Raw genomic sequence first — 23,687 nt, forward strand, 5'->3', positions numbered from 1 at the left:
GGGAGCAGATGAAGAAGTCATCTCTACGTCATGAATTGGTAGCTCTCTGTGCCATGGGCCTGTTGGGTCTTGGATTAGCAAGCATTGGGTATGCTGCTGGCCCAGGTCCTGATAAGTCGAAGGGCGACCCAAATGATGTCACCAGCCAGGGTGATCTTTCTTTTAAAGGGGAGGCAGTCACCAGTTTGAAGGGCCGGATGTATGCACAATGGGCAGACAACCCTGAGGGAGAAATTTTATTCGGGATACAGTATTGGAACGCATCTGGACCACAAGAAACAGCCGATCCTCCAGGCCGGGCTACTGATGATCGCAACGTGGCTCTTCCTGATCCATTGTATATCTGCTGCGCATGGGGTTATACGGGAGGCAATGAAAAAAACAATCCTTATGGCGGTTGGTACAATCCCCAAACTACTGTTCGGTTGGCTGTGAAGGATAAAGCCTTAATGGACCAACTCACCAAGGCAGCTCAAGAGCTTGTGGCCATGGAAGTGCAATTAAGCGGTCGTACGATTACGGGATTTAAATTGTTAGAGGCAGAATAAATTTTTGTCAGATAAATCATGATTGAGAGTTAAAACTTTACTCGAGGAGGGAAGCCATTATGAAAGGTGCTAAAAAGAAAGGGTTGGCCCTTGTTGGAGCCGTGGCGCTAGTTGGGGCAATGGCCTCAAGCGCAATGGCCATCGAAGCTTTTCAAGAGCGATTTGAGTGGGGTGATTTAAGTAAGCCCACAACCCTCCAGGGGCGGGTCGCTGTGGTCGATCCATACGATAAAGCGGTGTGGATCAATGTGGCCGTGTTTGGTGGGAATGCGGAAAGCGGTTATTACTGGCAAAAGTATTATCCTGGCAAAAATCTCAAAGTGTACCCAGGCAGCGATGAAATTTGGAAAACACTTGTAGCGGCCGGGAAAGATTCTTCAAGTCAGGCTGTGATGACAGACACGAAGCCATCAAATTATGGTTTGGTGGAAATTGTGGTTCAAGAAACCGAGCAAAACCACCGGGTTGTGTCTTCGGCCAAGTCCCTTCAGGAAGTAGCTGGGACTCCTGATAAGCCACGAAATATTTCTACTCTTCGTACCACGCCGGTTTTGGATGCCATACGGGCTGATTCTTGGCCAGATCAACGCAAAATGCTCTATGATGTGTTGATTCCAGATGGTAAAGCCGTTGTTGGACTCATTCCTTACTCCGATCAAGGGACCGGCCAGATTTACGATCCAGCCGTAGCTTCGTTTGAGAAGGTAGAAGTGCACAAGGAAATGGGTGGGAAGCATTAAAAAAGACGATAACCTTTAGACAATTTTAGATTAAAGGTTTTGTAAAGGGGCCTGCGTACAACGCAGGCCCTTTTTTTTTGTGGTGTGGGGTACTTATCAAATTATTAGGGATTGTGCTCATTCAATCGAGCCTTAAAATCAGCTAGTCGATTGAGGGCTTCAAGCGGAGTCATGGAAAAGAGATCCATCTGTTTGACTTCATCTAAGATAACATGGGGTTTTGGTGAGACCTGTTCGAAAGGAGGGGTATCCACCACTGACTCATCGGAGAGGGACACGTTGTTAGATGAGGAATCCTGTTCAAGTTGGGCTAGAATATTTCTTGCGCGGTCAAGAACAGGTTTTGGTATCCCTGCCAGTTTGGCGACTTGTATTCCGTAGCTTCGATCAGCCTTTCCCTGGATGATTTTTCTGAGAAACAGGACATCTTGCCCTTTTTCCTGAACAAGCACCGTGTAGTTTTTGATCCCTTCTCTGATGGTCTCTAATTGGGTCATTTCATGGTAATGGGTGGCAAAAAGAGTCCGTGCTCCGAGATGTCCACGGTCCAGGATATATTCGGCCAGTGCCCAAGCGATACTCAGTCCATCATAGGTGCTGGTTCCCCTTCCTACTTCATCCAGCAACAAAAGGCTTCGGGAAGTCGCCGTGTCCAAAATTCTTGCTGTTTCACTCATTTCCACCATAAAGGTGCTTTGACCGGCACTGAGGTCGTCGGCTGCTCCTACTCTGGTAAAAATACGATCAACAATTCCTATTCGTGCAGACTCAGCAGGCACAAAGCTTCCCATCTGAGCCATAAGTACGATAAGGGCAACTTGCCGCAAGTATGTGCTCTTTCCAGCCATATTGGGACCGGTTATTAACAAGAGTCGGTTGGTGTCCAAGTCTAGCGTTGTATCGTTGGGAATAAATCCTTCACTTTGCCGGATGTGTTCAATGACCGGATGGCGACCGTCCGTGATCTGAATCGTTCCTCCTTCATGGACAGTAGGCTGGTGATACCGGTTAATGCTTGCCGCTTCTGCCAGCCCTGTCAAAACGTCCAGGGTAGCCAATTGTTCCGCCATTCCCTGAATTCTGGTGGTGGCAGATGCGACACGGAGACGGATCTGCCCAAATAATTGGTTTTCCAGGCTTTTCATTTTTTGGTCCGCACTGGAAAGCCGACCTTCGAGATCCTGCAGTTCACCCGTGGTAAACCGTTCGGCGTTGACCAGGGTTTGTTTCCGGTGGTAATCCCCAGGGACTCGCGATAAATTCGCTTTTGTCACTTCAATGTAATAGCCAAAGACTTGATTGTATTTCACCTTGAGAGAGTCGATGCCGGTTCTGGTGCGTTCTCGAGTTTCCATTTCGGTCAGTAAACGAGTTCCTTCTTTGGCCAGGACTCGTAATTCATCCAGTTCCCCATTCACCCCCGCTTGAATTATGCCTCCCTCCTTCACGGAAAGGGGCGGATTAGGAATGATGGTGTCGGCAATCCAGGAGGAGACATCCAGAAGGGGATCCCAGGCCTCATGGACATTCTTCAGCATGGGAGACTGGAAAGACGGTAAGAGTTGCTGAAGCACCACCAAATCCTCCAGAGAGCGATGGAGATTGATAAGGTCCCGAGGATTGGCCACTTCCAGGACAATTCGGCTATTCAGTCGCTCCAGATCTTGCACCGTTTTCAGATGGTCACGAATCGACATGCGAACCCCGAGATTCAGGACCAATTCCTTTACCGCTTCCTGGCGCAAGTGAATGGCCGGGACCTGGGTCAATGGACGGACGATCCACTGCCGCAAAAGCCTCGTCCCCATTGGTGTTTTGGTCTTGTCCAATGTGGTGAGCAAGGTAGGACTTTGGCGCTGTTCGGATACAGGCTTGAGAACTTCTAAATTACGCAGGGTGGCCTGATCCAATTGCATTTCATGTTCGAGGATTCGAATCAAGGGGCGTCGTATATGGCTATGTGCGAGTGTTGGCTGGGTTTCAGCCAGGTACTGTAAAAGGCCACCGGCGGCCTGAAGGCCGGATCGGAGTCCATGGAGCTGGAGATCTTCAACCTGATTGACCTGAAATGTTCTGGTGAGGATCGTCCTGCAGGACTCAAGATCAAAGCTCGTGGCATCACGAGGCACGATGCGGGCAATAGGCAGGGATTGGAATGCGGATGTCATTTCCTCTTGAAGTGGGGCAGGAAAGATGACTTCTTTGGGCTCAAGGCGGACGAGTTCATCGACGATCTCTTGCAGGGAATGCTTCATCAAGGATTCTGAAATCCAAAATTCCCCGGTTGAAAGGTCCATGGAGGCCAGTCCAAAGCGATTGCCTAGCGTGGTATTTCCCTGGTTGGATAACGGGGTGTAACACAGGGCGGACAAAAAATTGGCCTCTCGCGAAGGAAGGAGTTCATGATCGTACAAGGTTCCAGGGGTATAGACCCGAACGACTTCACGACGAACGAGCCCTTTGGCAAGTTTGGGGTCTTCGACTTGTTCGCATAACGCCACTATTTTCCCGGCTTTCAAGAGTTTTGCGATATATCCGGTTGAAGTGTGATAGGGGACTCCGCAAAGAGGGATGCCCTCCCCTTTGGCCTTGCCTCGTGCGGTTAACACGATGCCAAGGAGTTTCGAGGCTTCTTCGGCATCCTCAAAAAACATTTCATAAAAATCCCCAACACGGAAAAATACAATGGCATCAGAATGTTGAGCCTTCACATCCTGAAATTGGCGCATGAGGGGGGAGAGTTCTTGGTCTTTCATCTGATGAGCCGTTTTAGTCTTTCTTATTGTTGGGTGTAAGGTGAATCGTTGAAAATGAGTACGCCGGCCATTTCAGTTATGGGTTAATGCCGGCCATTTTTTTTATGGTATTCGGACCGGATTCCCGCAAAACATTGGAGGTTCAGTTGTAGGCGGTATCGATAAGTTGAGTCAATGTGGCTTTGGCAAATTTTCTAGAAGGTTGGCCCCTATGCCGAAACTCCTGGGGCCACTTCCAGATACGGTGAATAGGCGGACGTCTTCCGCCTCTCCATATTCCAAGCAAATGGTTATGTGGTCGGCGGGTAATATCTGAGGGAACCGTTCAGCCCATTCAATGAGGACAATGGTGTTCGGAGTAAAATATTCCTCTAACCCTAATGTAGAGATATCGGATGGCCCATCAAGACGATATAAATCCACATGAATAAGGGGAATAGCGCCTGAATATTCCTGAATAAGGGTAAACGTGGGACTGCTGACTTGATCCATTGGAATTCCCAGACCCAGCGCAATTCCACACGTGAGAACGGTTTTTCCTGCTCCCAGGTCACCGGTAAGGGCCAGTACGTCTCCTCCGGTTAACAGTTTTCCTAACCGTTCGCCGAATTTTATGGTTTCCTGGGCGGATGTCATCCGTAGTCGAAGGGCATCGTTGCTTGAGGTCTGAGGCGTGGCGTGAGAGGGATTCAGGATCTTAAGCTCCTAGGAATGAGACAGAGTATGAGTCAAGGCATGAGGAATAGCGGTCAGCACATCCCCGGCGATCAGCCCTGGTTCACCGATGGTGGCGGCAGCCAGATCACCTGCCAACCCATGCAGGTAGACGCCAGCCCTGGCCGCATCCCAACCGCTTAAGCCCTGAGCTAATAAACCGGTAATGATTCCGGTCAGGACATCGCCCATTCCTGCGGAAGCCATTCCAGGATTGCCAGTTGGACAAATGGCCACCTCTCCCCGGGGTTCAGCGATGATGGTTCGAGCACCTTTCAGTACCAAGATTACCTGATGTTGCATGGCAAACTCTCTACTTACGCCGATGCGATCCTCATTAATTTGTTTTGGGGATGAGGCTCCAAGTAGCCTGGCCATCTCTCCGGGATGTGGGGTCAGGATAGGCGGTTGTTTCATGGATGAAAATATTTGGCAATGTTGCGCTAATCCATTGAGGGCATCGGCATCGAGAACGCAGGGTGCCTTCAGTTGAGGAAGGAGTTGAAGCAAGACCTCTGTTGTTTCAGGAGAAATCCCCATACCAGGTCCGAAAGCCAGAGCTGATTTTGTCACTGCGAAAGCCAGAAGGGCTGGATAGGTCTCACTTCCCAATAGGTGTTGGGACGATTCCGGCATGGGCTCTGTCATCACTTCCAGAAGCTTTGACTCCAAGATGGGCGAAACGCTTTCAGGGGTGGCTACGGTCACCAGTCCGGTTCCCATACGAAGTGCCCCTAGGCCAGCCATAGCGGGAGCCCCCGTCTTTCCCTGGGAGCCACCAACAATCCCTGCATGTCCAAAGGTCCCTTTATGTGAGGACGGAGGGCGAAGAGGAATGAGGGGACGAACCATCCCCTGAGACAGAAGATGAATCTTGGGCTTCAGATCCGACACAAAGTCCTGGGGAATACCAATATCGATGACCTGGATGGTTCCAACTTTGTCGATGGCTGAACTCAAATACAGGCCGAGTTTCGGGCATCCGAAGGTCACGGTGAGATCGGCCTGAGCAGCGACTCCCAGTATGGACCCGGTATTGCTGTCCAATCCTGACGGAATATCGATGGCCACGGTAAAGCCTTGCGAGGCATTTATTGCTTCAATGGCAAAGGAATAGGGGGGGCGAACCAAAGAAGAGAGGCCCGTACCAAGGAGCGCATCGACAAGAATGTCGGCTTCTTGAGTGAGGGAATGCAGGGACTCCTCCGAGGGATTAACGGTAAACAGAGATGGTCTGATGATCTTGCTTAGCCGCCGATACATAACCTTCGCATCGGGACTGAGTTCCCGGAGCGGAGCCATCAAGACGACCTTCACCTTTGCCCCTTTTTTGGCCAGGAGCCTGGCCACAACAAGGCCATCTCCACCATTATTGCCCTTGCCACAAAGAATGACGGCCTTTTTGCCTTTAGGGGAACCCAAGGCTTCTGTAAGCTGGGTCATCGCACCGGCTCCCGCCCGCTCCATTAAGGTTATGCCGGGAACCTTGGCTTCTTGGATCGTTCGCCGATCAAGCGTTTGCATCTGTTCAGCGGTCACAACCCACATAGGCAGATCCCAGGAGCAAGGAGAAATGAATAGTTAAAGCATGAGTAAGAATAAGTCAGGCGTAGACGGGTCAGGATGATATTTGAGGTCTGCACGGTTTGTGAATTGACTGGTGCGTTTCTCCGGGTCATTCATAAAATCAAGTTGGGGAGATCCTGCTTTTTAATCGTAGACCTTAACCCAGGAGGTGTTTCATGTCGCGGACTGCTCGCTCAAGCCCAACAAATATGGCATGAGCAATAATGCTATGACCAATGTTGAACTCTTCAATTTCGGTAATGCTGGTCAGCCGCTTGATATTCCGGTAATTCAGTCCATGCCCTGCACTTACACGCAATCCTAGTTTCGACGCAAGTTTGGCGGTTTGCACCAATGCGTCAAGCTCAGCATCTTCCTCCTGCTGACGGCGGGTATTGGCGTACCGGCCGGTATGGAGTTCCACGCAATCTGCCTGGATTTTGTGGGCGGCACGAAGCTGATTGATATCAGGATCAATGAACAGACTGACGGGAATGCCGCCTTCATGGAGTAATTGCACCATGGCTTGAATACGGTCACGATGCTGGATCACGTCCAACCCACCCTCTGTGGTAAGCTCCTGGCGCCTTTCAGGCACGAGTGTCACCAGATCGGGTTTAATGTTCAGGGCAATTTTGGCCACGGTCTCGTCTGCGGCCATTTCTAAGTTGAGATGCGTCTGCACGGTTTCACGCAAAATAGTCAGATCCCGATCCTGAATATGCCGCCGATCCTCCCGGAGATGCACCACAATGCCCTCGGCTCCTGCAAGGTGGACCAATGAAGCGGCAATAATGGGGTCCGGTTCATGTCCGCCACGAGCTTGGCGAAGGGTCGCCACATGGTCGATATTCACGCCGAGTCGTGCCATAAAAGTCCTTTAAAGTCTGGGTGAATAAAGAGCCAAAGAGATCTCATTATGGCAAAAGGGAAAATCTTCCCGCAATAAATGGAAATTTTGTGGCGTGAGAGGGAATTGGATAAAATAACTGAAAATTCCCATTCTCTGAAATTGACTGGTCGTGTCCCCTCATCTAGAATAAAAACTCTATTAAATCGTACGATTATCTATCCATTCCCTTCCAAAACCATCAAGGACGATTCGTCATTTTACACAAACAATGGAACCTTTTTACCGAATTCAACGACTCCCAGGATACGTCTTCTCTCAGGTTCAAGAGTTAAAACTCCAAGCCCGGAAGCGGGGAGAAGACATCATTGATTTAGGAATGGGCAATCCCGACCAGCCCACACCCCGTCATATCGTGGACAAATTGATTGAGACCGCGCGACTCGGGCGGAATCATCGCTATTCGGCCTCGCGGGGTATTACAAAATTGCGCCATGCCATCTGCGATTGGTATCAACGAAATTACGAGGTCAGTCTTGATCCCGAGACGGAAGCGATTGTGACCCTGGGGGTGAAAGAAGGGTTGGCGCATTTGGCCCTGGCCATGGTGGGACCGGGTGACGTGGTCCTGGCACCAACCCCCACGTACCCGATTCATATGTACAGTGTGATCATTGCGGGTGGGGAAGTCCGCGGGGTTGAACTCGGGCCGGATTCTGATTTTTTCGAAAACCTGAAAAAAGCCTTTAAACAGACGCAACCGGCTCCCCGAGCCTTGATCCTCAGTTTCCCTCATAACCCAACCACTCGCGTTGTTGACCTGGAATTTTTCAAAAAGGTGGTGGAGTTTGCCCTGGAACACCAAATCTGGGTCATTCATGATTTGGCCTATGCCGATATCGTGTTCGATGGTTACAAAGCCCCCAGCCTTCTACAAATTCCGGAGGCCAAACAAATTGGCGTGGAATTTTACTCACTCTCGAAGAGTTATAACATGCCCGGTTGGCGGGTAGGGTTTTGTGTCGGGAATCGTGAAGTGATTGGTGCGTTGACCAAAATCAAAAGTTACCTGGATTATGGCATGTTCCAGCCCATTCAAATTGCCAGTATTATTGCCTTGAATGGTCCCCAGGATTGCGTGAAAGAAATTGTGGGACGATATGAGCGACGGCGAAATGCTCTGGTCCGTGGACTCAACCGCATTGGTTGGCAAATCGACTATCCTCGCGCCACCATGTTTGCCTGGGCAAAAATTCCACAACCCTACCTCGGAATGGGATCGTTGGAGTTTTCCAAGCTCTTGTTGCGAGATGCCAAAGTTGCGGTTTCCCCGGGAATAGGATTCGGCGAAGGCGGCGATGACTATGTCCGCTTTGCATTAGTCGAAAATGAGCACCGGATTTTCCAGGCGGTTCGAGGAATCCGTCAGGCTTTAAAATTTGACGGAGATTCAGAATGAAAAAAGCCATCCAGGTTGGATTAATCGGGTTTGGTACCGTAGGAACCGGGGTCGTGAAGATTCTTCAGGAGAATGCCGGTCTGATTGCAAAACGTGTCGGAGTTCCGGTTTCCCTGGTGCGGATTGCGGACTTAGATGTGACAACCGATCGGGGAGTCTCTGTGGCTCAAGGGGTATTGACGACGGATGTTCGGGGCATTCTGGATGATCCTGCGATTGATATTGTCCTGGAATTAATTGGCGGACATGAACCGGCCAAACGGTTTATTCTTCAGGCGCTTGAACGGAAAAAGTCTGTGGTGACGGCGAATAAAGCGTTGTTAGCCGACCATGGTGAAGAAATCTTTGAGGCGGCATTTAAGGCAGGCGTTGATCTCGGGTTTGAAGCGAGTGTCGGCGGGGGCATTCCCATCATTCGATCGCTCACCGAAGGGTTGGCTGCAAACCGGATCTTGTCGATTACGGGGATCATGAATGGTACGTCAAATTATATTTTGACGAGGATGACCCATGAGCGCCGTGATTTCGACGAAATTTTACAGGAAGCGAAACGGGAAGGGTATGCCGAAGCGGATCCATCCCTGGATGTTGATGGGGTGGATGCCGCTCACAAACTGGCTATCATGGTGAACCTTGCGTATGGAACTCCCGTGCCCATGCGGTCCATATTCACCGAGGGCATTTCCCGTATTTCGACGGTGGATATCGAGTTTGCCCGTGAACTCGGGTTTACCATTAAATTGCTGGGAATCGCCAAACTGCAAGAGCATGCCATTGAGGCACGAGTCCATCCCGCCCTGGTGCCGGCCGGATCTCCCATAGCACAGGTCAATGGCGTCTATAATGCCATTCATTTGATTGGTGACGCCGTGGGAGACGTTGTGCTCTACGGCAAAGGGGCCGGATCCCTTCCAACAGCCAGCGCCGTGGTAGGGGACATTATCGATCTTGCACGCAATCGCTTAGCCGGGGTTGCCGGACGGGTTCCTGTGACCTCATTCCAATGGGAATCGCGTGTGCCCATCCCTATTAAGCCGATGGACGACATTGAAAGCCGGTATTATTTGCGGTGCATGGTCAAGGATCAACCCGGGGTCCTGTCGGCCATATCAGGGATTCTCGGGCAGCGTGGGATCAGCATTTCGTCCGTCCTCCAAAAAGGGCGAAAGGAAGGACAAACGGTGCCGTTGGTCATCTTGACGCATCGTTCCATAGAGCGTGCCGTTCAGTCGGCATTACAGGAAATTAATGCACTTTCCATGGTTTCTGAGGCGACGACGTTACTTCGTATGGAGGGGGTGGAATAAGAGATGGGGGCACGTTGTTTCGTAAAAAGGGACAAGCCATTATGATCCCCTGGCGTGGCATTATAGAGGAGTACCGGAAATTTCTCCCGGTAGGAGATCAGACGCCGATTGTGTCTCTTCAGGAGGGGAATACGCCACTGATCCCAGCAAAACGCTTAGCCGCGAAAGTGTGTCCGGGAATGAATTTGTATCTGAAGATTGAAGGGGCGAATCCAACCGGGTCCTTCAAGGATCGGGGGATGACCATGGCGGTTTCTAAAGCCGTGGAAAACAAAGCCAGGGGACTCATGTGCGCTTCGACGGGCAATACTTCCGCCTCGGCAGCGGCCTATGGGGCGAAAGCGGGTTTGCCGGTGTATGTCGTCATTCCGGCAGGGAATATTGCATTGGGTAAGCTGACCCAGGCTCTCATGCATGGTGCCCAGGTCATTCAGATTGATGGGAACTTCGATCAGGCTTTAACGATTGTGAAGGATTTGTGTCAGGAAACGGCGATTGAGTTAGTCAATTCAATTAACCCGTTTCGTTTGGAAGGCCAAAAAACGGGGGCCATGGAAATCTGTGACCAGTTGGGATATGCCCCGGTCATTCATGCCCTCCCTGTGGGAAATGCAGGGAATATTACTGCGTACTGGCGAGGGTATCGGGAGTACCAGGAAGCCGGACAAACACAAGGGTTGCCTCGTATGTTCGGGTTTCAGGCGGAAGGAGCGGCTCCCATGGTCAGAGGCCATGTGGTGGAGTCACCGAAAACTATTGCCTCAGCCATTCGGATTGGAAATCCTGCCAGTTGGAATTTTGCCCTGAAAGCGTTAGAGGAATCACAGGGACATCTGGATATGGTGACGGACGAAGAAATTATTCGGGCTTATCAAATGGTGGCGAGTGAAGAAGGGGTCTTTTGCGAGCCCGCTTCGGCTGCCTCTCTTGCAGGAATTGACAAAATGAATCGAGCCGGGTTGTTGCCAAAAGAGGGAGTCATTGTGTGTACCTTAACCGGACATGGGTTAAAGGACCCGGATACGGCCATCTCAGTCTCGTATCGACCGGTCACCGTTCCTGCCACTCATGAGGCGGTCAGAGCGCAATTGACAAATACGTAATCCTTCATGACCTCCTGAAAACCAAGATCGTTCATACAACTACTAACTCAATCAACATAGTGAGGCCAAGATCGTGCGAAAAACGATCGTGATTCACGTCGATGGTTTGACGGGACAGTCGTATCAGGAATTAGGAGACCAAACCGTCTTGCAATCAGCTCGGACACCGCATCTGGATGAATTGGCTGGGCATGGTGAACTAGGACGTTTAGGGGTTCCCCGGGAAACCCGTCCATTTTGTGGGGAAATGGCACTCCTTGCCGTCTTAGGATACGATCCACACAAATGGTATACGGGTCCTGGTGCTTTTGAGGCTGGAGGATTAGAGGTTGTGCTGGATGCCCATGATGTGGCCTATCTGTGTCATTTGGTGACTCTCCGTGGTCAGGAGGGATGGGGGGATGGGAAAAAACTTGGTCCGCAGCTATTCATGGCGGACCCCTTTGGCGGAGGAATCGGGACTGAGGATGCTCGTGAACTCATTGATGCCGTCAATGAACAATTGATATCTGAAAGTATTCAATTTTACATGGGTAGCCATCATCGCCATCTTATGGTCTGGGTTGGTGCGAGCGGAAAAGTGGCCTGTCGCAGCCCATACGAGGCCTTGGGAGAGTCGATCGAGGCGTATCTGCCTGCTGGCGACGGATCTCAAATTTTACGTGAACTGATGGCGGCCTCCAGAGCGATTCTATGCCATCATCCTGTGAATCAGGAGCGTCTGAATGCCGGGTTGAAGCCGGCGAATTGTTTATGGTTGTGGGGGTCAGGAAAACCAGTGGAGTTGCCTCCTTTAAAAGAACGGTGGCCAGTCCACGGTATGGTTATTTCCCCGGATGGGCCGTACGTAGGCGTTGGAATGGCCGCTGGTCTTGAGACGGTCAGGGTTGAACATGGGGGAGGAGGAGACCTCGCCTGGTTGCAGGCCTTGGCCAACAGAACTTTGACTGCGTTGGAAAATCACGACCTGGTCTGTTTGCATATTCCCTTTTATGAGTGGGCTTTCAAGGATGGGCAGGCAGTGTCACCGTCACAATTAGGTGAATATCTTGGGCAAGTGGACGAGCAGGTGATCGGAGCCATCCATCAGTCTGATGGAAGCAAGGACTCACATCGGATCGTCGTCCTGGTGACCCCAAGTCCGCATGGGCACAATGATGGAGAGGCTCCTGTATCGCCATATCTGGTGTTTGAAGGGTCGGAGGGGAAATCCGAAATTCATGCGGTCCCATTGAATGAACGGGAAGTGGCCAACCGTCCCCTCCGTGATGCCACCAAATTGTTTGAGCGGTTTCTGGGGACTCACTAAATCCTATGGCACGGTATATTCAAAAATTCGGCGGGACGTCGGTGGGGAGTCTGGAACGAATCCAAAACGTCGCCCGGCTTATTGAGCGGACCTACCGGGAGGGGCATCAACTGGTGGTCGTGTTGTCTGCGATGAGCGGGGAAACGGATCGGCTCATGAAGCTGGCCAAGACGTTGAGCATCGACCCGGATGACCGGGAACTCGATGTCTTGCTGTCCTCCGGAGAGCGTGTCACGATAGCGCTGATGGCGATGACCCTCAAAAGTCTTGGGATGAAGGCGCAATCCTTTACCGGACGTCAGGTGGGTATTGTCACCGATAGCATGCATACCAAGGCCCGGGTTTCCCGGGTTGATACCGACCGGGTGCTGGGAGCCTTGCGTGACGGGATTATTCCCATCGTGGCCGGGTTTCAAGGGATCAACGCCGCCTCCGATGTGACGACGTTAGGACGCGGGGGATCTGATTTGACAGCCGTGGTGTTGGCGGCGGCGCTCAAGGCCGATACCTGCTTTATTTATACCGATGTGGATGGGGTGTACACGGCCGATCCGAATATTGTGCCCGGCGCGAGGCGGTTGGATAAAATCTCCTATGAAGAAATGTTAGAGTTAGCGAGTCTGGGGGCTAAAGTCTTACAGTCTCGTTCGGTAGAGTTAGCGGCTAAATATCAGGTGCCGGTGGAAGTGCGATCCAGTTTTCAAGACGGGCCTGGAACCTGCGTGGTAAAAGAGGATGTCGATATGGAACAAGTTTTAGTCTCGGGGGTCACGGGCGATCGGAATCAAGCCAAGGTCACGGTGGTCGGGGTCCCGGATCACCCTGGAATTGCGGCCACCCTGTTCTGCTCCATTGCCGAGGCCGCCATCAATGTGGATATGATTATTCAAAATGTGAGTCAGGATTCCCTGACGGATATTTCCTTTACCGTGCCCAGAGCTGATCTGACGCGGGGAATGAGTCTTGTTAGAGATATCGCCAAATCAGTGGAAGCCCGGACGGTTGAGGTGAACGAATCCATTGCCAAAGTTTCGTTAGTGGGAGTGGGGATGCGTTCGCATTCCGGCGTCGCAGCCAGAATGTTTCAGACCCTCTCACGTGAAGGCATTAATATCATGATGATCAGTACCTCGGAAATTAAAATCTCTTGTGTGGTGGAAGAAAAATATATGGAGTTAGCAGTTCGGGCCTTGCACCAGGAGTTTGAATTGGAAGTACCTCTGGAGCGCAGAAAAGCCTAGCATGGGGATGTGTGTCGACACCGATGGGGCATACGCATGATATGAATTCTCAATTTCCCGTCATTGAAATCTACGATACGACCCTCCGGGATGGGGCTCAGGCCGAAGATGTCAGCTTTTCGGTGGAGGATAAGGTTCGTATCGCCCTTAAATTAGATGAGCTGGGGGTCCCGTTCATTGAAGGAGGGTGGCCGGGAGCCAACCCGAAGGACATTGAGTTTTTCCACGTCATGAAATCGACTCCATTGCAGCACGCCAAAATCGTGGCATTTGGTTCGACGCGAAAAGCCAAAAATACGGCAAAGGCCGATCCGACGCTGGAAGCCCTTTTATCCGCTGAGACGGATATTGTGACCATCTTCGGGAAAAGTTGGACCCTGCATGTAACGGAGGCCTTGGAAACGACGCTGGCCATTAATTTAGAACTGATTGCCGATTCCATTGCCTATCTCCGATCAAGGGGGCGGCAGGTGTTTTACGATGCCGAACATTTTTTCGATGGCTATAAAATGGACCCCGCCTACGCCATGAAAACCATTCAAGCCGCGGTAGAAGCCGGGGCGGAGCGGATCGTGTTGTGTGATACCAATGGCGGAACAATGCCCTGGGATATTGGTGAGATCTTTGCGAAGGTTCGTAAGAACTGTTCTGTTCCCCTAGGTATTCACGCACACAATGATGCGGAGATGGGCGTCGCCAATTCATTGACTGCCGTGCAAGCGGGAGCGATCCAGGTCCAGGGAACCATCAATGGTATTGGAGAACGGTGCGGGAATGCCAACCTGTGTTCCGTGATGGCTAATTTAGAATTGAAAATGGAGCGAACCGCTCTGGGAGATGGTCGATTAGCACAGCTTCGCACGATTTCCAATTATGTGGCCGAGATGGCAAATTTGACTCCCAACAAACGACAGCCTTATGTGGGAGATACCGCATTTGCGCATAAGGGGGGGGTGCATATTCATGCGGTGCAAAAAAACCCGCTTACCTATGAACATGTGAACCCGGATGTCGTTGGCAACCATCGCCGCGTACTTATTTCCGATAGCAGTGGCCGAAGTGCCGTGTTTGGAAAAATGGAAACTTTCGGCCTGGACCTTCCTCAGAATAATCCCAAGGTGCTCGAATTACTCGATTCTCTTAAAACGTTGGAATATGAAGGCTACCAATTTGAAGGAGCGGAAGGGTCTTTTGAATTGTTAGTGCGGAAAGCGATGGGGACCTATACGCCATCGTTTGAATTATTGGGGTGCCGGATCATTGTCGAGAAACGGAAAACCAAAGAAGACCCTATTTCCGAAGCCACGATTATGGTCAAAGTCGGGGAAGTGGTTGAACATACCGCGGCGGTTGGTGATGGACCAGTGAATGCTCTGGATCATGCCCTTCGCAAAGCTCTGGAGCATTTTTATCCCCAGTTACAGGAAATGAAGCTGCTGGACTATAAGGTCCGCGTGTTGACCGGACGACATGGAACCGGTTCTCGTGTGCGGGTCCTCATTGAGTCTGGTGATCACAAAGAGAAATGGGGGACGGTCGGGGTGTCGGAGAACATCATTGAAGCCAGTTGGCAGGCGTTGGCCGATAGCATTGAGTTTAAACTCATGAAGGAGAAGCCGCAAACATAATGCCCGTCTCTTTGACCTAGGCTGACAAAGGGGAATCATCTGAAGAGCCCGGTTCTTGACATCATCTGCGTCGCCCGTTACGTTGCTGCCTGCAACAACGGTCAAAAGCGTGAATTCACAATCCGTATGAACGGTCTTCGATACTACTTGTGAGGGGGTTTTGATTTATGCGCAAGGCTGACATTGCTGAAATCATTACAGAGACGGCAGCTATCCAAAAAACCGACTCAATGGAAATGGTGGAGCATGTTCTGGATTTAATTAAGTCCATGCTTCAAAAAGGAGAGGTCGTCAAAATTGCCGGATTTGGCAACTTTGTTGTCCGGAACAAGGGAGAGCGGAAAGGCAGGAACCCAAGAACCGGAGAGGAAATTGCCATTACGCCAAGACGAGTGGTGACTTTCCGGCCAAGCCAACTTTTTAAGAAATATGTCAATACTTGACTGGCAAGAATTTCGCTATCGGTCTCGTTCACTCTCTTGATAGATACACCGTGGGGTGAGTGCAGGTATGGGGGGTGGAACAAAACACGAGGATAAGGCCTTTTATAAAATAGGGGAAGTCGCCGATTTGACGAATCTTCCTGCGTATGTCTTGCGGTTTTGGGAGTCGGAATTCATTTTCCTTAAACCGAAGAAAAGTCAGGGAAAACATCGAGTCTATTCGAAAAACGACATTGAAACGGTCTTTGAAATTAAACGAATGCTCTACGATGAAGGGTATACCATTGCGGGTTTGAAGCGATATTGGTATCGCAAAAAACGGTCAGAAAAAACCGCTCAAGTCCCAAAAGACCGTGTGGAAAAAGCAAAGGTTGAACTGCAAGGTATTTTGAAGATCCTGGGACGAGCGACGATGTAGGTCATCGGACAAAATGAAGGATGGGAATACGACTGGTGAGAATCATGTCGGGGCGTAGCGCAGCCCGGTAGCGCACTCGCTTGGGGTGCGAGAGGTCGGAGGTTCAAATCCTCTCGCCCCGACCATGTTTTCCTGCCAGCAGAAGGGGTTTTTTCGTCTCCTCGGTATGATCAGAGCGGAGAGTCGTTTGGGCAGTACGAAGGCTCGCTAGGCTTGTAAGTCCTCCTCTTCAGCCAGCTCCTCACCCTCGGGCATTCCATACGCTACATATTTTGCATAAGAAAGATAAATCTGGCTACTGTCTCTCATGGCCTTTGAGCCGGCCTTCATTCTATGGAATCGGTTTTTGGATTCCTCATCGGTCTGAGTTCCGAGTTGGCTCACGTGGTCCTGTAACAACATGGAATAGCGCTGCATCGCTTGCTCTATTTCCAAATAGGCTTGCAGAATTTCTTCTTGCATGAATGTTCCTCCAAAATAATGTTCTCCACCTTACAAAAGGCCGTTCCCTTGGTCAACTTTCTGGAGTTATAGGTTGGGAGTTTAGCATGAAGATGACCGAAGCTCGGGAAGGGTCACTCGAGAAGAACGGCCGTTTGACCGGTTTTTTTGATATTCAGTAAAATGCTTACTGGGTAGGAGGGTTTGCAACGTGTATCCCATCATAACTTTGCTATCTGTGGCATAGTCTGACCGATTCATGAGCCTCCACCCGCCGCGCCATTGGATTTCCGTTGTCATTCCCATTAAAGATGAGCGGGAGAACATCCCGCTCTTGGCGAGCCAATTGCTCAAGTTTTTTGAGTCCAGGCCTGAAAGTGGGGCCGCGGCGTTTGAACTCGTGTTTGTGGATGATGGGAGTGTGGACGGGAGTGGACCCTTGCTGGATCAATTAGCCGGACAGTTTCCTGCGGTACTGGTGATCCATTTAGACCGGAATCATGGACAAACGGCGGCATTCGATGCAGGCTTTCGGGAAGCCAGGGGAGAACTTGTTGCGACCATGGACGGGGATCTGCAGTATGACCCGAATGACTTTGCGAAACTTCTCCCCTATGTGGAACGCTATGATTTAGTGTGTGGGCGACGACAAGCCAGACATGACAGTCTGGTCCGCCGGTGGTCGTCAAAAATTGCCAACCAGGTTCGCAATTGGGCGGTGCATGATGGTATTTCAGATACCGGCTGTTCCTTGAAAGTCTTTAGGCAGGCCGTGGTCAAACGACTTCCTCCATTTAAAAACATGCACCGATTTTACCCGGCGTTGGCGCAAATGTACGGGTTTACGGTGACTGAAATCCCCGTCCAGCATTTTCCAAGAGCCCATGGGACATCAAAATACGGAATTGGCAACAGGCTGTTTGCCGGTCTGTATGATCTCTTCGCAGTCAGGTGGATGCAAAAACGCTGTTTGAACTACACCAAAAAGGGGATCCATCCTCCCTGGAAATCCGAACTGTAGCATTCTTGAAGTGACCACCTGCTGGAAACAATTGAGGCACCACAAAACTAACATGCGATTAAAGGGTTCTGAATGGAGGGAACCCTTTTGGCGATTCATTCCCTGCTGCTGACGATGTTCGAATCATTCACAAATACACTCATGACCATGTCGTTTGAGGAACTCCTCTGGATCGGTTTTGGGTTTTTGGGGCAGGGCATTTTTTTCTCACGCTGGTTGGTGCAATGGGTGGTGTCGGAACGCAACGAGGAAAGCCAGATTCCCATGTCATTTTGGTATATGAGCCTGGTTGGGAGTGTGATTGTACTCACCTACGCCATTCATATTGCCGACCTGGTATTCATGGCCGGCCAAAGCGTCGGAACCGTGGTGTATGTCCGCAATATCATGCTGCTCCATCAGGCCAATAAGCGAGTCGTGAGTGGATAGCTCTCACACTCACACTCTCTTTCCGTCCTTTCTCCGCTCTTCAATAACGCAATCGCCTCTTTCCCATCTGGTGTGTGTCCTGCTTCTGGCTGCCTGGCTATTGGGAGTAGAGGGCGGATGGCTTCTTGGTCCGGATCTGGGGGCCCTCGGGTTGACGGACCGGGATGAGGGGAGCAATGCGGAAGCGGCAAGGGAAATGCTGGAGACCGGTGATTGGATTTCCCCGACTCTCAACTATGAACCTCGCTATGCCAAACCGGCTTTTGTGTATTGGCTCATCAGCGGGTCCTATGCCCTGTTTGGCATGAATGAATTTGCCGCGCGGTTGCCTTCGGCTTTATCAGGTCTTTGCCTCCTGTTCCTTCAATATGTGTTTGTTCGAAGGTGGGCTGGCCTCACCGTGGCCATTTTTGCGTCGTGCATGTTGCTGCTGAATTTGGAGTTTTTGGGCATCAATCGCATGGTGCTGACTGATCCGGAACTGGTCGTGTTCACCACATTGGCCGGCTATAGCTTTTGGCACGCACTCCATCATGAACAGACCAAGCGCTGGCTGTTCGCCATCTTTTATCTGGCTATGGGATGCGGCATGTTGGTCAAGGGGCCCGTGGGCATTATCATTCCGCTGATGGGGGTGATTCCCTATCTGACGTTGACGCGCCAATGGGGAATATTCTGGCAACGGGGCTTTCCCCTTGTCGGGATCGTGTTAGTTGCCGCTGTCGCGGCTCCCTGGTATGTGATGATGTTTCAAATACATGGGGATGCCTATTGGGCCGCGGCACAGGCCAATACCACCGGACGGTTCATGAATCCTATGGAAGGTCATGGGGGGACGCTCTTATTTTATGTGCCGGTGTTGTTGGTTGGGTTTTTCCCATGGAGTGCCTTTCTCTTTTCCGTACTGTATGACACGTTAAAACGCTGGAAGGCATTCTGGCAGGGACAAGGCCTTGCCACGCAAGAGCAACATTTGGAGTGTTTCCTGAGCCTCTGGGTGGTGGGATTGTTGCTGTTCTTTACCCTCTCGGCCACGCGCCTGCCCCATTACATCTATCCTCTGTTTCCGGCGGCAGCCCTGCTGGTCGCTCTGTGGTGGAAGCGTTTCTTGAGAGAGGACGCGCCGGTTGGACTGATCGCTTCCACTCGAGTCCTCATTGCGGCGGGATACCTCCTGGGTATCGCGATGATGTTTGTGCCGGCGATTTTTCAGTTGTTCATGAAGCAAATTGCCAAAGAATTTCCCGCTGCGGTCAACATAGACCTGGCGTGGCTTCCCTCACTGGTAGGCCTCGTCATGGTGGTGGGAACCATGCTCATGCGTCAGTGCATGCAATCTGACGCCAAACGCCATCTGGCTTTATGGGTGGGATGCGGGATGATGCTGATCTTTACGGTATTGGTCGCACGAGGAGGACTCTCGATTTACCAACAGTATTTCATCGGCCCCCCGCAGGAATTAGCTGTCATTGCCGGTTATAACTTGGGCCCGGATGACCGATTGATACAATTCGGCCGGAAACGCCCCTCCCTCAGTTTTTATGCCAAACGCAAAGTACACTTTCTTGGAGTGAATGATGAAGAACTCCCCCAACACCTTAATGCTCCCGGCCGAAAAATGGCCATTATCCAATCTCAGCTTCGCGGACAACTTCCTGAAGCCATGGCCCATTGGACTGTTGTTCTGGACCACGGCGGTTTTTCTCTCCTCACCAGCGAACCCCTCTTATAAATTCGTCAGACTGAGGTGTTTTATTCCTAGGAGGTCGAATGTGATGTTGAAGCAAATCTCTGTGGCGTAGGCTATTTGGCAATCGAGATCAATGCACATTCCCTATGGAGCAGTAAGATGAATGGATGGGTTTCTTGCCTGCGTTAGTTGGAATTTAAAGGATATTCCAAGGATATTCCAAGGAGAAGATTCCAATTGGGAGAGATCTCGACTGCCATGAAAATACGTTCGAGAAATTGTTTGGCGTAATCGGGAGAGTCTTTTGAGATGTACGTGTGGAGGTCCTGGAGGTCAGTTTTGGCTCGAAATGACCACTCGATTGTCATGGCCAAGTATTTCAGCCTTCAGTTGTTGATGGGGAACGGTACGCCCCACCTCGATATCAGCCAACCCGGTTTCCAATTTCTGTTTCACATACAATTCATACATAATATCATTCCAGGTCACCTGATCAGATAGTCGTTCGAGAACTTCGCGGGCAGCTTCTTTGGCGGTGGCCATGGACTTGTCTCCTTTTTATGGAAGGATTGAGTGAATGGTTCTTGATTCGATAATTTAAATAGTTTACCAGATCATTTATGCCTAATATATCCGAGACGGATAGTGGAATGTCTCGATGTTTAGTTACTTGCCTCTCTGCTCCCGGCCGAAAAATGGCCATTATCCAAACTCACCTTCGAGGACAACTTCCCGAAGGCATGGCCCAGTGGACTGTCGTTCTGGACCACGGCGGTTTTTCTCTCCTCACCAGCGAACCTTTGCTCTAAATGAAAATGGAAAGCCAGGGTTTTCCGGAATTTCTTCTGGCGTAAGGAGGTTTGATCCACCGAGTCAGTGAGTGCTCGGTCTCAAGAATTCCCAGCGAATCATCGCACATGCGCCTTTTTATTTGATAGCACAGGAGTCGTCTGCACACGAATGCTTCAACAGAAGCTCGGGTGTTGCCGGGAGTTCGGCTGAGGATGTTGCGTGCTCCCGTAATAATCCCAGTTCCGCTCCGAGAAAAAGATCGTCATGCACCCCGAACATCTGTCGGTGCAATCCGCCTTGTGCGTTAATCAACACCGTGGTTGGAGTTCCCTGCATCGCATATGCCCGCATGGTGCGGGGGAGCGGATCGCCATCCGGTCCCGGCAGGTCGACGGCAACCGGAAAACGAATGCGGTACTCATGCAGAAACGCGCGAAGCGAGGCCACGCCCATGGCCTCGTGGTGTTCGAATACCGTATGCAATCCGATGACTCTGACATCCGGAAAGAGCTTGGCCACGCGCTGAGCCTGAGGCAGGCCATGCGACACGCAGCCGGGGCAGAGCATCTGGAAGGCATGAAGAAGCACGACTTGACCCCGAAGCCCGGACAGGCTGAGGGGCTCGGGAGTATTGAACCAGTCTGTGGTCTGCCATTCTGGAGCTAACTGGGTTTTCATCAAAGGTCTCCTTGTTTGGTGGTTGAGTATTGGTCTTTCATGCAAGATACTTAACTTGCAGGAGTCTCTCAAGAAGGCACTTTTTGGTAAGGGGGTGACTGAATGGTTCAGGATGATCCATTGATGGGAGTGGAGTCGGAGTTGCAGGATGGCAGGAAAATTCCTGTGGCTTCGATGGTGGAGAGTATTGTGGGCTGTAAGTGGTCTGTCCGCTTACTCCAGCTTTGTGCCGAGGGGAACAATCGCCCTGGTATGGTGCTCCGGGCATGTCCAGGTTTGTCGGCCAAAGTGATGAATGAACGATGGAGAAAGATGATCCGTTTCGGCATCATGCGGCGCACGGTGTTGGGACTAAAGCCTCCGGTTGAAGTGGAATATCAACTCACCCCGTTCGGTCGTCGGTTCTTGAAAATTCTTGACGAAGTGCGCAGGCTACAGGAGGCTGTGGATGTTGGGGGCATCTCGGAAACCAGCCAAACCCCGAAGAAGGCTAAGTCGAGTGGTCGCAACACGTCTCCCAAAAAGGGGAGACGACCTTCGGTGTCTGGTTCTTCTTCAAGGTGAAGTAATCCTCAGCTCAACTTCTGACTTACTTTTTCAGGATCATATAGAATTATTGGTTCAGGCCTAACAGCTTTAGGATATGTATTGGGCCTTTATCTTGGGGTTTGCCAGAAAAAATTTGCTGATAGGTGAACGCATCGCACCCAACTCTCGTATCAATGTGTTGTTCTGTGTTGCCGGGTTTCGCCCCGGCAGGCGAGGCCCTTTTGTTTCGGCAAAAGGACCCAAAACCATTGACGCCCCGTCTGGACTCATTGGAAAGGATGGACGCCAGTCTTAGGAGGGCGGACCAACTCGCTCCGCTCAAACAAGGCCCGCCAACTGAGGAGAGCGTCCATCCTTGTGGGCCAGCCGGCAGGCGTCGGAGCAGGGGAGACGAACAATTCGCTGGCGCACATGAAACAGCGACGAGGCCTAAATTCTGTATGATCCCTTTTACAACCCCGCGGACTGTCTTCTCTCATGAGCATACGATCCTCAACAATAAACTTAGAGCTAAGAAAACTCATTTCATCTTGACATATTTTGGGGATTGAAGTTGAATTAGTCAGGTCTGTTCACCAATCATCAAATCCTACAAAAGTGTAAGAAGGTTTGGATGTTGATGAGGGTCATCCAGATTCTGCAAGGAATGCATTAGTTCGTTACTGAGTTTTTATCGACTTTTGTTGAGCCGAAGCAAAGAGCCAAACAATGAAGGATCAATAAAAAACACTAATGATATTGGAAAGGAAAATCTATGGCAGGGTTACCCTACGTTACTGCGCCAGGAAATATTGAAAAGGCGTTAAATGGAATTAAGTCAGCTGCAACACCGGAGCGAGTAACCCAAGACTTCGTGAAAACGATTCTTCATATTCCCGGCGGATCAGGGGACCAAATTACCTCGTTTCTGAAAAAAATTGGTTTTGCGAATTCAGATGGTACCCCATCTAGTATTTATAAAAAATTTCGTAACGATGCTACTTCTGGGCAGGCAGTGGCTGAGGCATTGAAGATTGGTTATACCAATTTGTATATTCGAAATGAATACATGCATAGTTTGTCAGACAAGGAGTTGAAAGGATTAATTATTGAAGAAACTGGCCAGAGTGAGGGCTCAAATGCCGTCAGCTTTGCATTGGCATCAATTAAGGCACTTAAGAAATTCGCTGAATGGGGGAAATCGATTGTTGAGGAAGTTAAGGAAATGCCTTCGCCACCTAAAAGCCCTCAAGATTTACCTTTGCCTGGCGGTTCCAAAAATTCTGGAGTTGGTCTAAATCTGTCTTACACGATCAATCTAAATCTTCCTGCAACGTCGGACATTTCTGTTTTTAATGCAATATTCAAGAGCCTGAAAGACAACCTTTTAAAAGAGGCTGGAAGTGAGTAGAACTGATGACCATGTGCGATCCTTTGGGATGTCAGGATATATGATCACTGATGATCTGAGAAATGTTGAAGAGCGATATAGTATTGAGCTAGGACATGCATCAAAATCATTAAGCGACACACCAACTGAGTACTATCCTCAGTTTGAGCAGAGTGTTCGTGCTGAGGCGAATGAAATGTCTCGGCACTATGAGTTGTTTTATTGTCTTGAAAATGCCATAAGAAAATTGATTACAGAGACTCTTCATGAAAGTGAAGGGAGGGAATGGTGGGACAGTGGAAAAATACCAGCAGACATTGTTCGTCAAGTTAAAGGACGTATTCTAAAGGAAATTGATAGCGGGGTGACCCGACGTTCAGATTCTGATATTGATTACACCAACTTTGGTGAGTTGTCAGTAATTATTACGACAAACTGGGATCTGTTTGGAACGATTTTTTCAAGTAGGCGGGCTGTCGAGAAGGTAATGAGTAGCTTGAATTTGTTACGAGGACCAATAGCACACTGTTGTCCCTTGTCAGAAGATGAGATTGATAGGCTTAGGCTAACAGTTAAGGACTGGTTTCGAATGATAGGATAGGGTCAATGACCTGCAACCTTCAGATATTACCTTTT

Annotated in this window: 23 protein-coding genes and 1 tRNA gene; 17 read left to right on the forward strand and 7 right to left on the reverse strand. The window is 50.4% G+C overall.

The window, feature by feature from the left end:
- The first annotated feature begins 8 nt into the window (after window positions 1-8).
- Window positions 9-548: a hypothetical protein gene (locus PJI16_12965; GenBank protein MDT3778471.1), complete on the forward strand. Its 540-nt coding sequence runs from the start codon at window positions 9-11 to the stop codon at window positions 546-548.
- 59 nt (window positions 549-607) lie between these two features.
- Window positions 608-1,288 carry a hypothetical protein gene (locus PJI16_12970; GenBank protein MDT3778472.1) on the forward strand — a complete coding sequence of 227 codons (681 nt, stop codon included), beginning with the start codon at window positions 608-610 and terminating at the stop codon, window positions 1,286-1,288.
- Window positions 1,289-1,392: 104 nt separating this feature from the next.
- Here PJI16_12970 and mutS read toward each other — a convergent pair whose 3' ends face one another.
- The 4 genes from mutS to PJI16_12990 all read right to left on the reverse strand — a co-directional run bounded on the left by mutS (window position 1,393) and on the right by PJI16_12990 (window position 7,195).
- Entirely contained in the window at window positions 1,393-4,044 is a 2,652-nt protein-coding gene (mutS, locus tag PJI16_12975; protein MDT3778473.1) for a DNA mismatch repair protein MutS, read from the reverse strand.
- Between the two features lie 171 nt (window positions 4,045-4,215).
- Entirely contained in the window at window positions 4,216-4,680 is a 465-nt protein-coding gene (tsaE, locus tag PJI16_12980; GenBank protein ID MDT3778474.1) for a tRNA (adenosine(37)-N6)-threonylcarbamoyltransferase complex ATPase subunit type 1 TsaE, read from the reverse strand.
- Between the two features lie 69 nt (window positions 4,681-4,749).
- Window positions 4,750-6,306, reverse strand: a complete 1,557-nt coding sequence (locus tag PJI16_12985; protein ID MDT3778475.1) for an NAD(P)H-hydrate dehydratase — start codon at window positions 6,304-6,306, stop codon at window positions 4,750-4,752.
- A gap of 175 nt (window positions 6,307-6,481) precedes the next feature.
- Entirely contained in the window at window positions 6,482-7,195 is a 714-nt protein-coding gene (locus PJI16_12990) for a pyridoxine 5'-phosphate synthase (GenBank protein MDT3778476.1), read from the reverse strand.
- A gap of 250 nt (window positions 7,196-7,445) precedes the next feature.
- Here PJI16_12990 and PJI16_12995 point away from each other — a divergent pair, with 250 nt between their 5' ends.
- The 9 genes from PJI16_12995 (at window position 7,446) to PJI16_13035 (ending at window position 16,207) form a co-directional block, all read left to right on the forward strand.
- Window positions 7,446-8,633: an aminotransferase class I/II-fold pyridoxal phosphate-dependent enzyme gene (locus tag PJI16_12995; GenBank protein MDT3778477.1), complete on the forward strand. Its 1,188-nt coding sequence runs from the start codon at window positions 7,446-7,448 to the stop codon at window positions 8,631-8,633.
- The gene (locus PJI16_13000) at window positions 8,630-9,940 is read left to right on the forward strand and encodes a homoserine dehydrogenase (GenBank protein MDT3778478.1); all 1,311 of its coding nucleotides are present in this window, start codon (window positions 8,630-8,632) and stop codon (window positions 9,938-9,940) included. Before PJI16_12995 ends, PJI16_13000 begins: the two co-directional genes overlap by 4 nt.
- A gap of 41 nt (window positions 9,941-9,981) precedes the next feature.
- Window positions 9,982-11,043: a threonine synthase gene (gene thrC / locus PJI16_13005; GenBank protein ID MDT3778479.1), complete on the forward strand. Its 1,062-nt coding sequence runs from the start codon at window positions 9,982-9,984 to the stop codon at window positions 11,041-11,043.
- Between the two features lie 73 nt (window positions 11,044-11,116).
- Window positions 11,117-12,352, forward strand: a complete 1,236-nt coding sequence (locus PJI16_13010; protein MDT3778480.1) for a hypothetical protein — start codon at window positions 11,117-11,119, stop codon at window positions 12,350-12,352.
- A 5-nt stretch (window positions 12,353-12,357) separates the two neighbouring features.
- Window positions 12,358-13,593, forward strand: coding sequence for an aspartate kinase (locus PJI16_13015; GenBank protein ID MDT3778481.1), 1,236 nt, complete (start codon window positions 12,358-12,360; stop codon window positions 13,591-13,593).
- A 41-nt stretch (window positions 13,594-13,634) separates the two neighbouring features.
- Window positions 13,635-15,221: a citramalate synthase gene (gene cimA, locus PJI16_13020; GenBank protein MDT3778482.1), complete on the forward strand. Its 1,587-nt coding sequence runs from the start codon at window positions 13,635-13,637 to the stop codon at window positions 15,219-15,221.
- A 167-nt stretch (window positions 15,222-15,388) separates the two neighbouring features.
- Window positions 15,389-15,664, forward strand: coding sequence for an integration host factor subunit alpha (locus PJI16_13025; protein MDT3778483.1), 276 nt, complete (start codon window positions 15,389-15,391; stop codon window positions 15,662-15,664).
- 67 nt (window positions 15,665-15,731) lie between these two features.
- A complete protein-coding gene (locus PJI16_13030) occupies window positions 15,732-16,082 on the forward strand; it encodes a MerR family transcriptional regulator (protein ID MDT3778484.1) in 351 nt (116 codons plus the stop codon).
- Window positions 16,083-16,130: 48 nt separating this feature from the next.
- Window positions 16,131-16,207: transfer RNA gene (locus PJI16_13035), tRNA-Pro, on the forward strand.
- Window positions 16,208-16,289: 82 nt separating this feature from the next.
- On the opposite strand, the gene PJI16_13040 is transcribed toward PJI16_13035, so the two are convergent.
- Window positions 16,290-16,544: a hypothetical protein gene (locus PJI16_13040; protein ID MDT3778485.1), complete on the reverse strand. Its 255-nt coding sequence runs from the start codon at window positions 16,542-16,544 to the stop codon at window positions 16,290-16,292.
- Window positions 16,545-16,782: 238 nt separating this feature from the next.
- Here PJI16_13040 and PJI16_13045 point away from each other — a divergent pair, with 238 nt between their 5' ends.
- The 3 genes from PJI16_13045 to PJI16_13055 all read left to right on the forward strand — a co-directional run bounded on the left by PJI16_13045 (window position 16,783) and on the right by PJI16_13055 (window position 19,705).
- Window positions 16,783-17,544, forward strand: a complete 762-nt coding sequence (locus PJI16_13045; GenBank protein ID MDT3778486.1) for a glycosyltransferase family 2 protein — start codon at window positions 16,783-16,785, stop codon at window positions 17,542-17,544.
- 72 nt (window positions 17,545-17,616) lie between these two features.
- Window positions 17,617-17,973, forward strand: a complete 357-nt coding sequence (locus PJI16_13050; GenBank protein ID MDT3778487.1) for a lipid-A-disaccharide synthase N-terminal domain-containing protein — start codon at window positions 17,617-17,619, stop codon at window positions 17,971-17,973.
- Entirely contained in the window at window positions 17,966-19,705 is a 1,740-nt protein-coding gene (locus PJI16_13055; GenBank protein MDT3778488.1) for a glycosyltransferase family 39 protein, read from the forward strand. Before PJI16_13050 ends, PJI16_13055 begins: the two co-directional genes overlap by 8 nt.
- Before the next feature lie 291 nt (window positions 19,706-19,996).
- Here PJI16_13055 and PJI16_13060 read toward each other — a convergent pair whose 3' ends face one another.
- Window positions 19,997-20,206, reverse strand: a complete 210-nt coding sequence (locus PJI16_13060) for a hypothetical protein (protein MDT3778489.1) — start codon at window positions 20,204-20,206, stop codon at window positions 19,997-19,999.
- A gap of 384 nt (window positions 20,207-20,590) precedes the next feature.
- The gene (locus PJI16_13065) at window positions 20,591-21,133 is read right to left on the reverse strand and encodes a redoxin domain-containing protein (GenBank protein MDT3778490.1); all 543 of its coding nucleotides are present in this window, start codon (window positions 21,131-21,133) and stop codon (window positions 20,591-20,593) included.
- Between the two features lie 102 nt (window positions 21,134-21,235).
- On the opposite strand from PJI16_13065, the gene PJI16_13070 reads away from it, so the two are divergent.
- From PJI16_13070 to PJI16_13080, 3 genes are all read left to right on the forward strand, one after another.
- Window positions 21,236-21,697: a winged helix-turn-helix transcriptional regulator gene (locus PJI16_13070; GenBank protein ID MDT3778491.1), complete on the forward strand. Its 462-nt coding sequence runs from the start codon at window positions 21,236-21,238 to the stop codon at window positions 21,695-21,697.
- Window positions 21,698-22,436: 739 nt separating this feature from the next.
- Entirely contained in the window at window positions 22,437-23,072 is a 636-nt protein-coding gene (locus PJI16_13075; protein MDT3778492.1) for a DUF5343 domain-containing protein, read from the forward strand.
- 40 nt (window positions 23,073-23,112) lie between these two features.
- A complete protein-coding gene (locus PJI16_13080; GenBank protein MDT3778493.1) occupies window positions 23,113-23,652 on the forward strand; it encodes a Swt1 family HEPN domain-containing protein in 540 nt (179 codons plus the stop codon).
- Window positions 23,653-23,687 lie beyond the last annotated feature (35 nt).

It is taken from the genome of Nitrospira sp. MA-1 (assembly GCA_032139905.1).
GTDB lineage: Bacteria > Nitrospirota > Nitrospiria > Nitrospirales > UBA8639 > Nitrospira_E.

What these genes read in the sequence shown, in the direction of transcription:
- PJI16_12965 (MDT3778471.1), top strand. Translation starts at nt 9, where the DNA reads ATGAAGAAGTCATCTCTACGTCATGAATTGGTAGCTCTCTGTGCCATG.
- PJI16_12970 (MDT3778472.1), top strand. Translation starts at nt 608, where the DNA reads ATGAAAGGTGCTAAAAAGAAAGGGTTGGCCCTTGTTGGAGCCGTGGCG.
- mutS (MDT3778473.1), bottom strand. Translation starts at nt 4,044, where the DNA reads ATGAAAGACCAAGAACTCTCCCCCCTCATGCGCCAATTTCAGGATGTG.
- tsaE (MDT3778474.1), bottom strand. Translation starts at nt 4,680, where the DNA reads ATGACATCCGCCCAGGAAACCATAAAATTCGGCGAACGGTTAGGAAAA.
- PJI16_12985 (MDT3778475.1), bottom strand. Translation starts at nt 6,306, where the DNA reads ATGTGGGTTGTGACCGCTGAACAGATGCAAACGCTTGATCGGCGAACG.
- PJI16_12990 (MDT3778476.1), bottom strand. Translation starts at nt 7,195, where the DNA reads ATGGCACGACTCGGCGTGAATATCGACCATGTGGCGACCCTTCGCCAA.
- PJI16_12995 (MDT3778477.1), top strand. Translation starts at nt 7,446, where the DNA reads ATGGAACCTTTTTACCGAATTCAACGACTCCCAGGATACGTCTTCTCT.
- PJI16_13000 (MDT3778478.1), top strand. Translation starts at nt 8,630, where the DNA reads ATGAAAAAAGCCATCCAGGTTGGATTAATCGGGTTTGGTACCGTAGGA.
- thrC (MDT3778479.1), top strand. Translation starts at nt 9,982, where the DNA reads ATGATCCCCTGGCGTGGCATTATAGAGGAGTACCGGAAATTTCTCCCG.
- PJI16_13015 (MDT3778481.1), top strand. Translation starts at nt 12,358, where the DNA reads ATGGCACGGTATATTCAAAAATTCGGCGGGACGTCGGTGGGGAGTCTG.
- cimA (MDT3778482.1), top strand. Translation starts at nt 13,635, where the DNA reads ATGAATTCTCAATTTCCCGTCATTGAAATCTACGATACGACCCTCCGG.
- PJI16_13025 (MDT3778483.1), top strand. Translation starts at nt 15,389, where the DNA reads ATGCGCAAGGCTGACATTGCTGAAATCATTACAGAGACGGCAGCTATC.
- PJI16_13030 (MDT3778484.1), top strand. Translation starts at nt 15,732, where the DNA reads ATGGGGGGTGGAACAAAACACGAGGATAAGGCCTTTTATAAAATAGGG.
- PJI16_13040 (MDT3778485.1), bottom strand. Translation starts at nt 16,544, where the DNA reads ATGCAAGAAGAAATTCTGCAAGCCTATTTGGAAATAGAGCAAGCGATG.
- PJI16_13045 (MDT3778486.1), top strand. Translation starts at nt 16,783, where the DNA reads ATGAGCCTCCACCCGCCGCGCCATTGGATTTCCGTTGTCATTCCCATT.
- PJI16_13050 (MDT3778487.1), top strand. Translation starts at nt 17,617, where the DNA reads ATGGAGGGAACCCTTTTGGCGATTCATTCCCTGCTGCTGACGATGTTC.
- PJI16_13060 (MDT3778489.1), bottom strand. Translation starts at nt 20,206, where the DNA reads ATGGCCACCGCCAAAGAAGCTGCCCGCGAAGTTCTCGAACGACTATCT.
- PJI16_13065 (MDT3778490.1), bottom strand. Translation starts at nt 21,133, where the DNA reads ATGAAAACCCAGTTAGCTCCAGAATGGCAGACCACAGACTGGTTCAAT.
- PJI16_13070 (MDT3778491.1), top strand. Translation starts at nt 21,236, where the DNA reads ATGGTTCAGGATGATCCATTGATGGGAGTGGAGTCGGAGTTGCAGGAT.
- PJI16_13075 (MDT3778492.1), top strand. Translation starts at nt 22,437, where the DNA reads ATGGCAGGGTTACCCTACGTTACTGCGCCAGGAAATATTGAAAAGGCG.
- PJI16_13080 (MDT3778493.1), top strand. Translation starts at nt 23,113, where the DNA reads ATGATCACTGATGATCTGAGAAATGTTGAAGAGCGATATAGTATTGAG.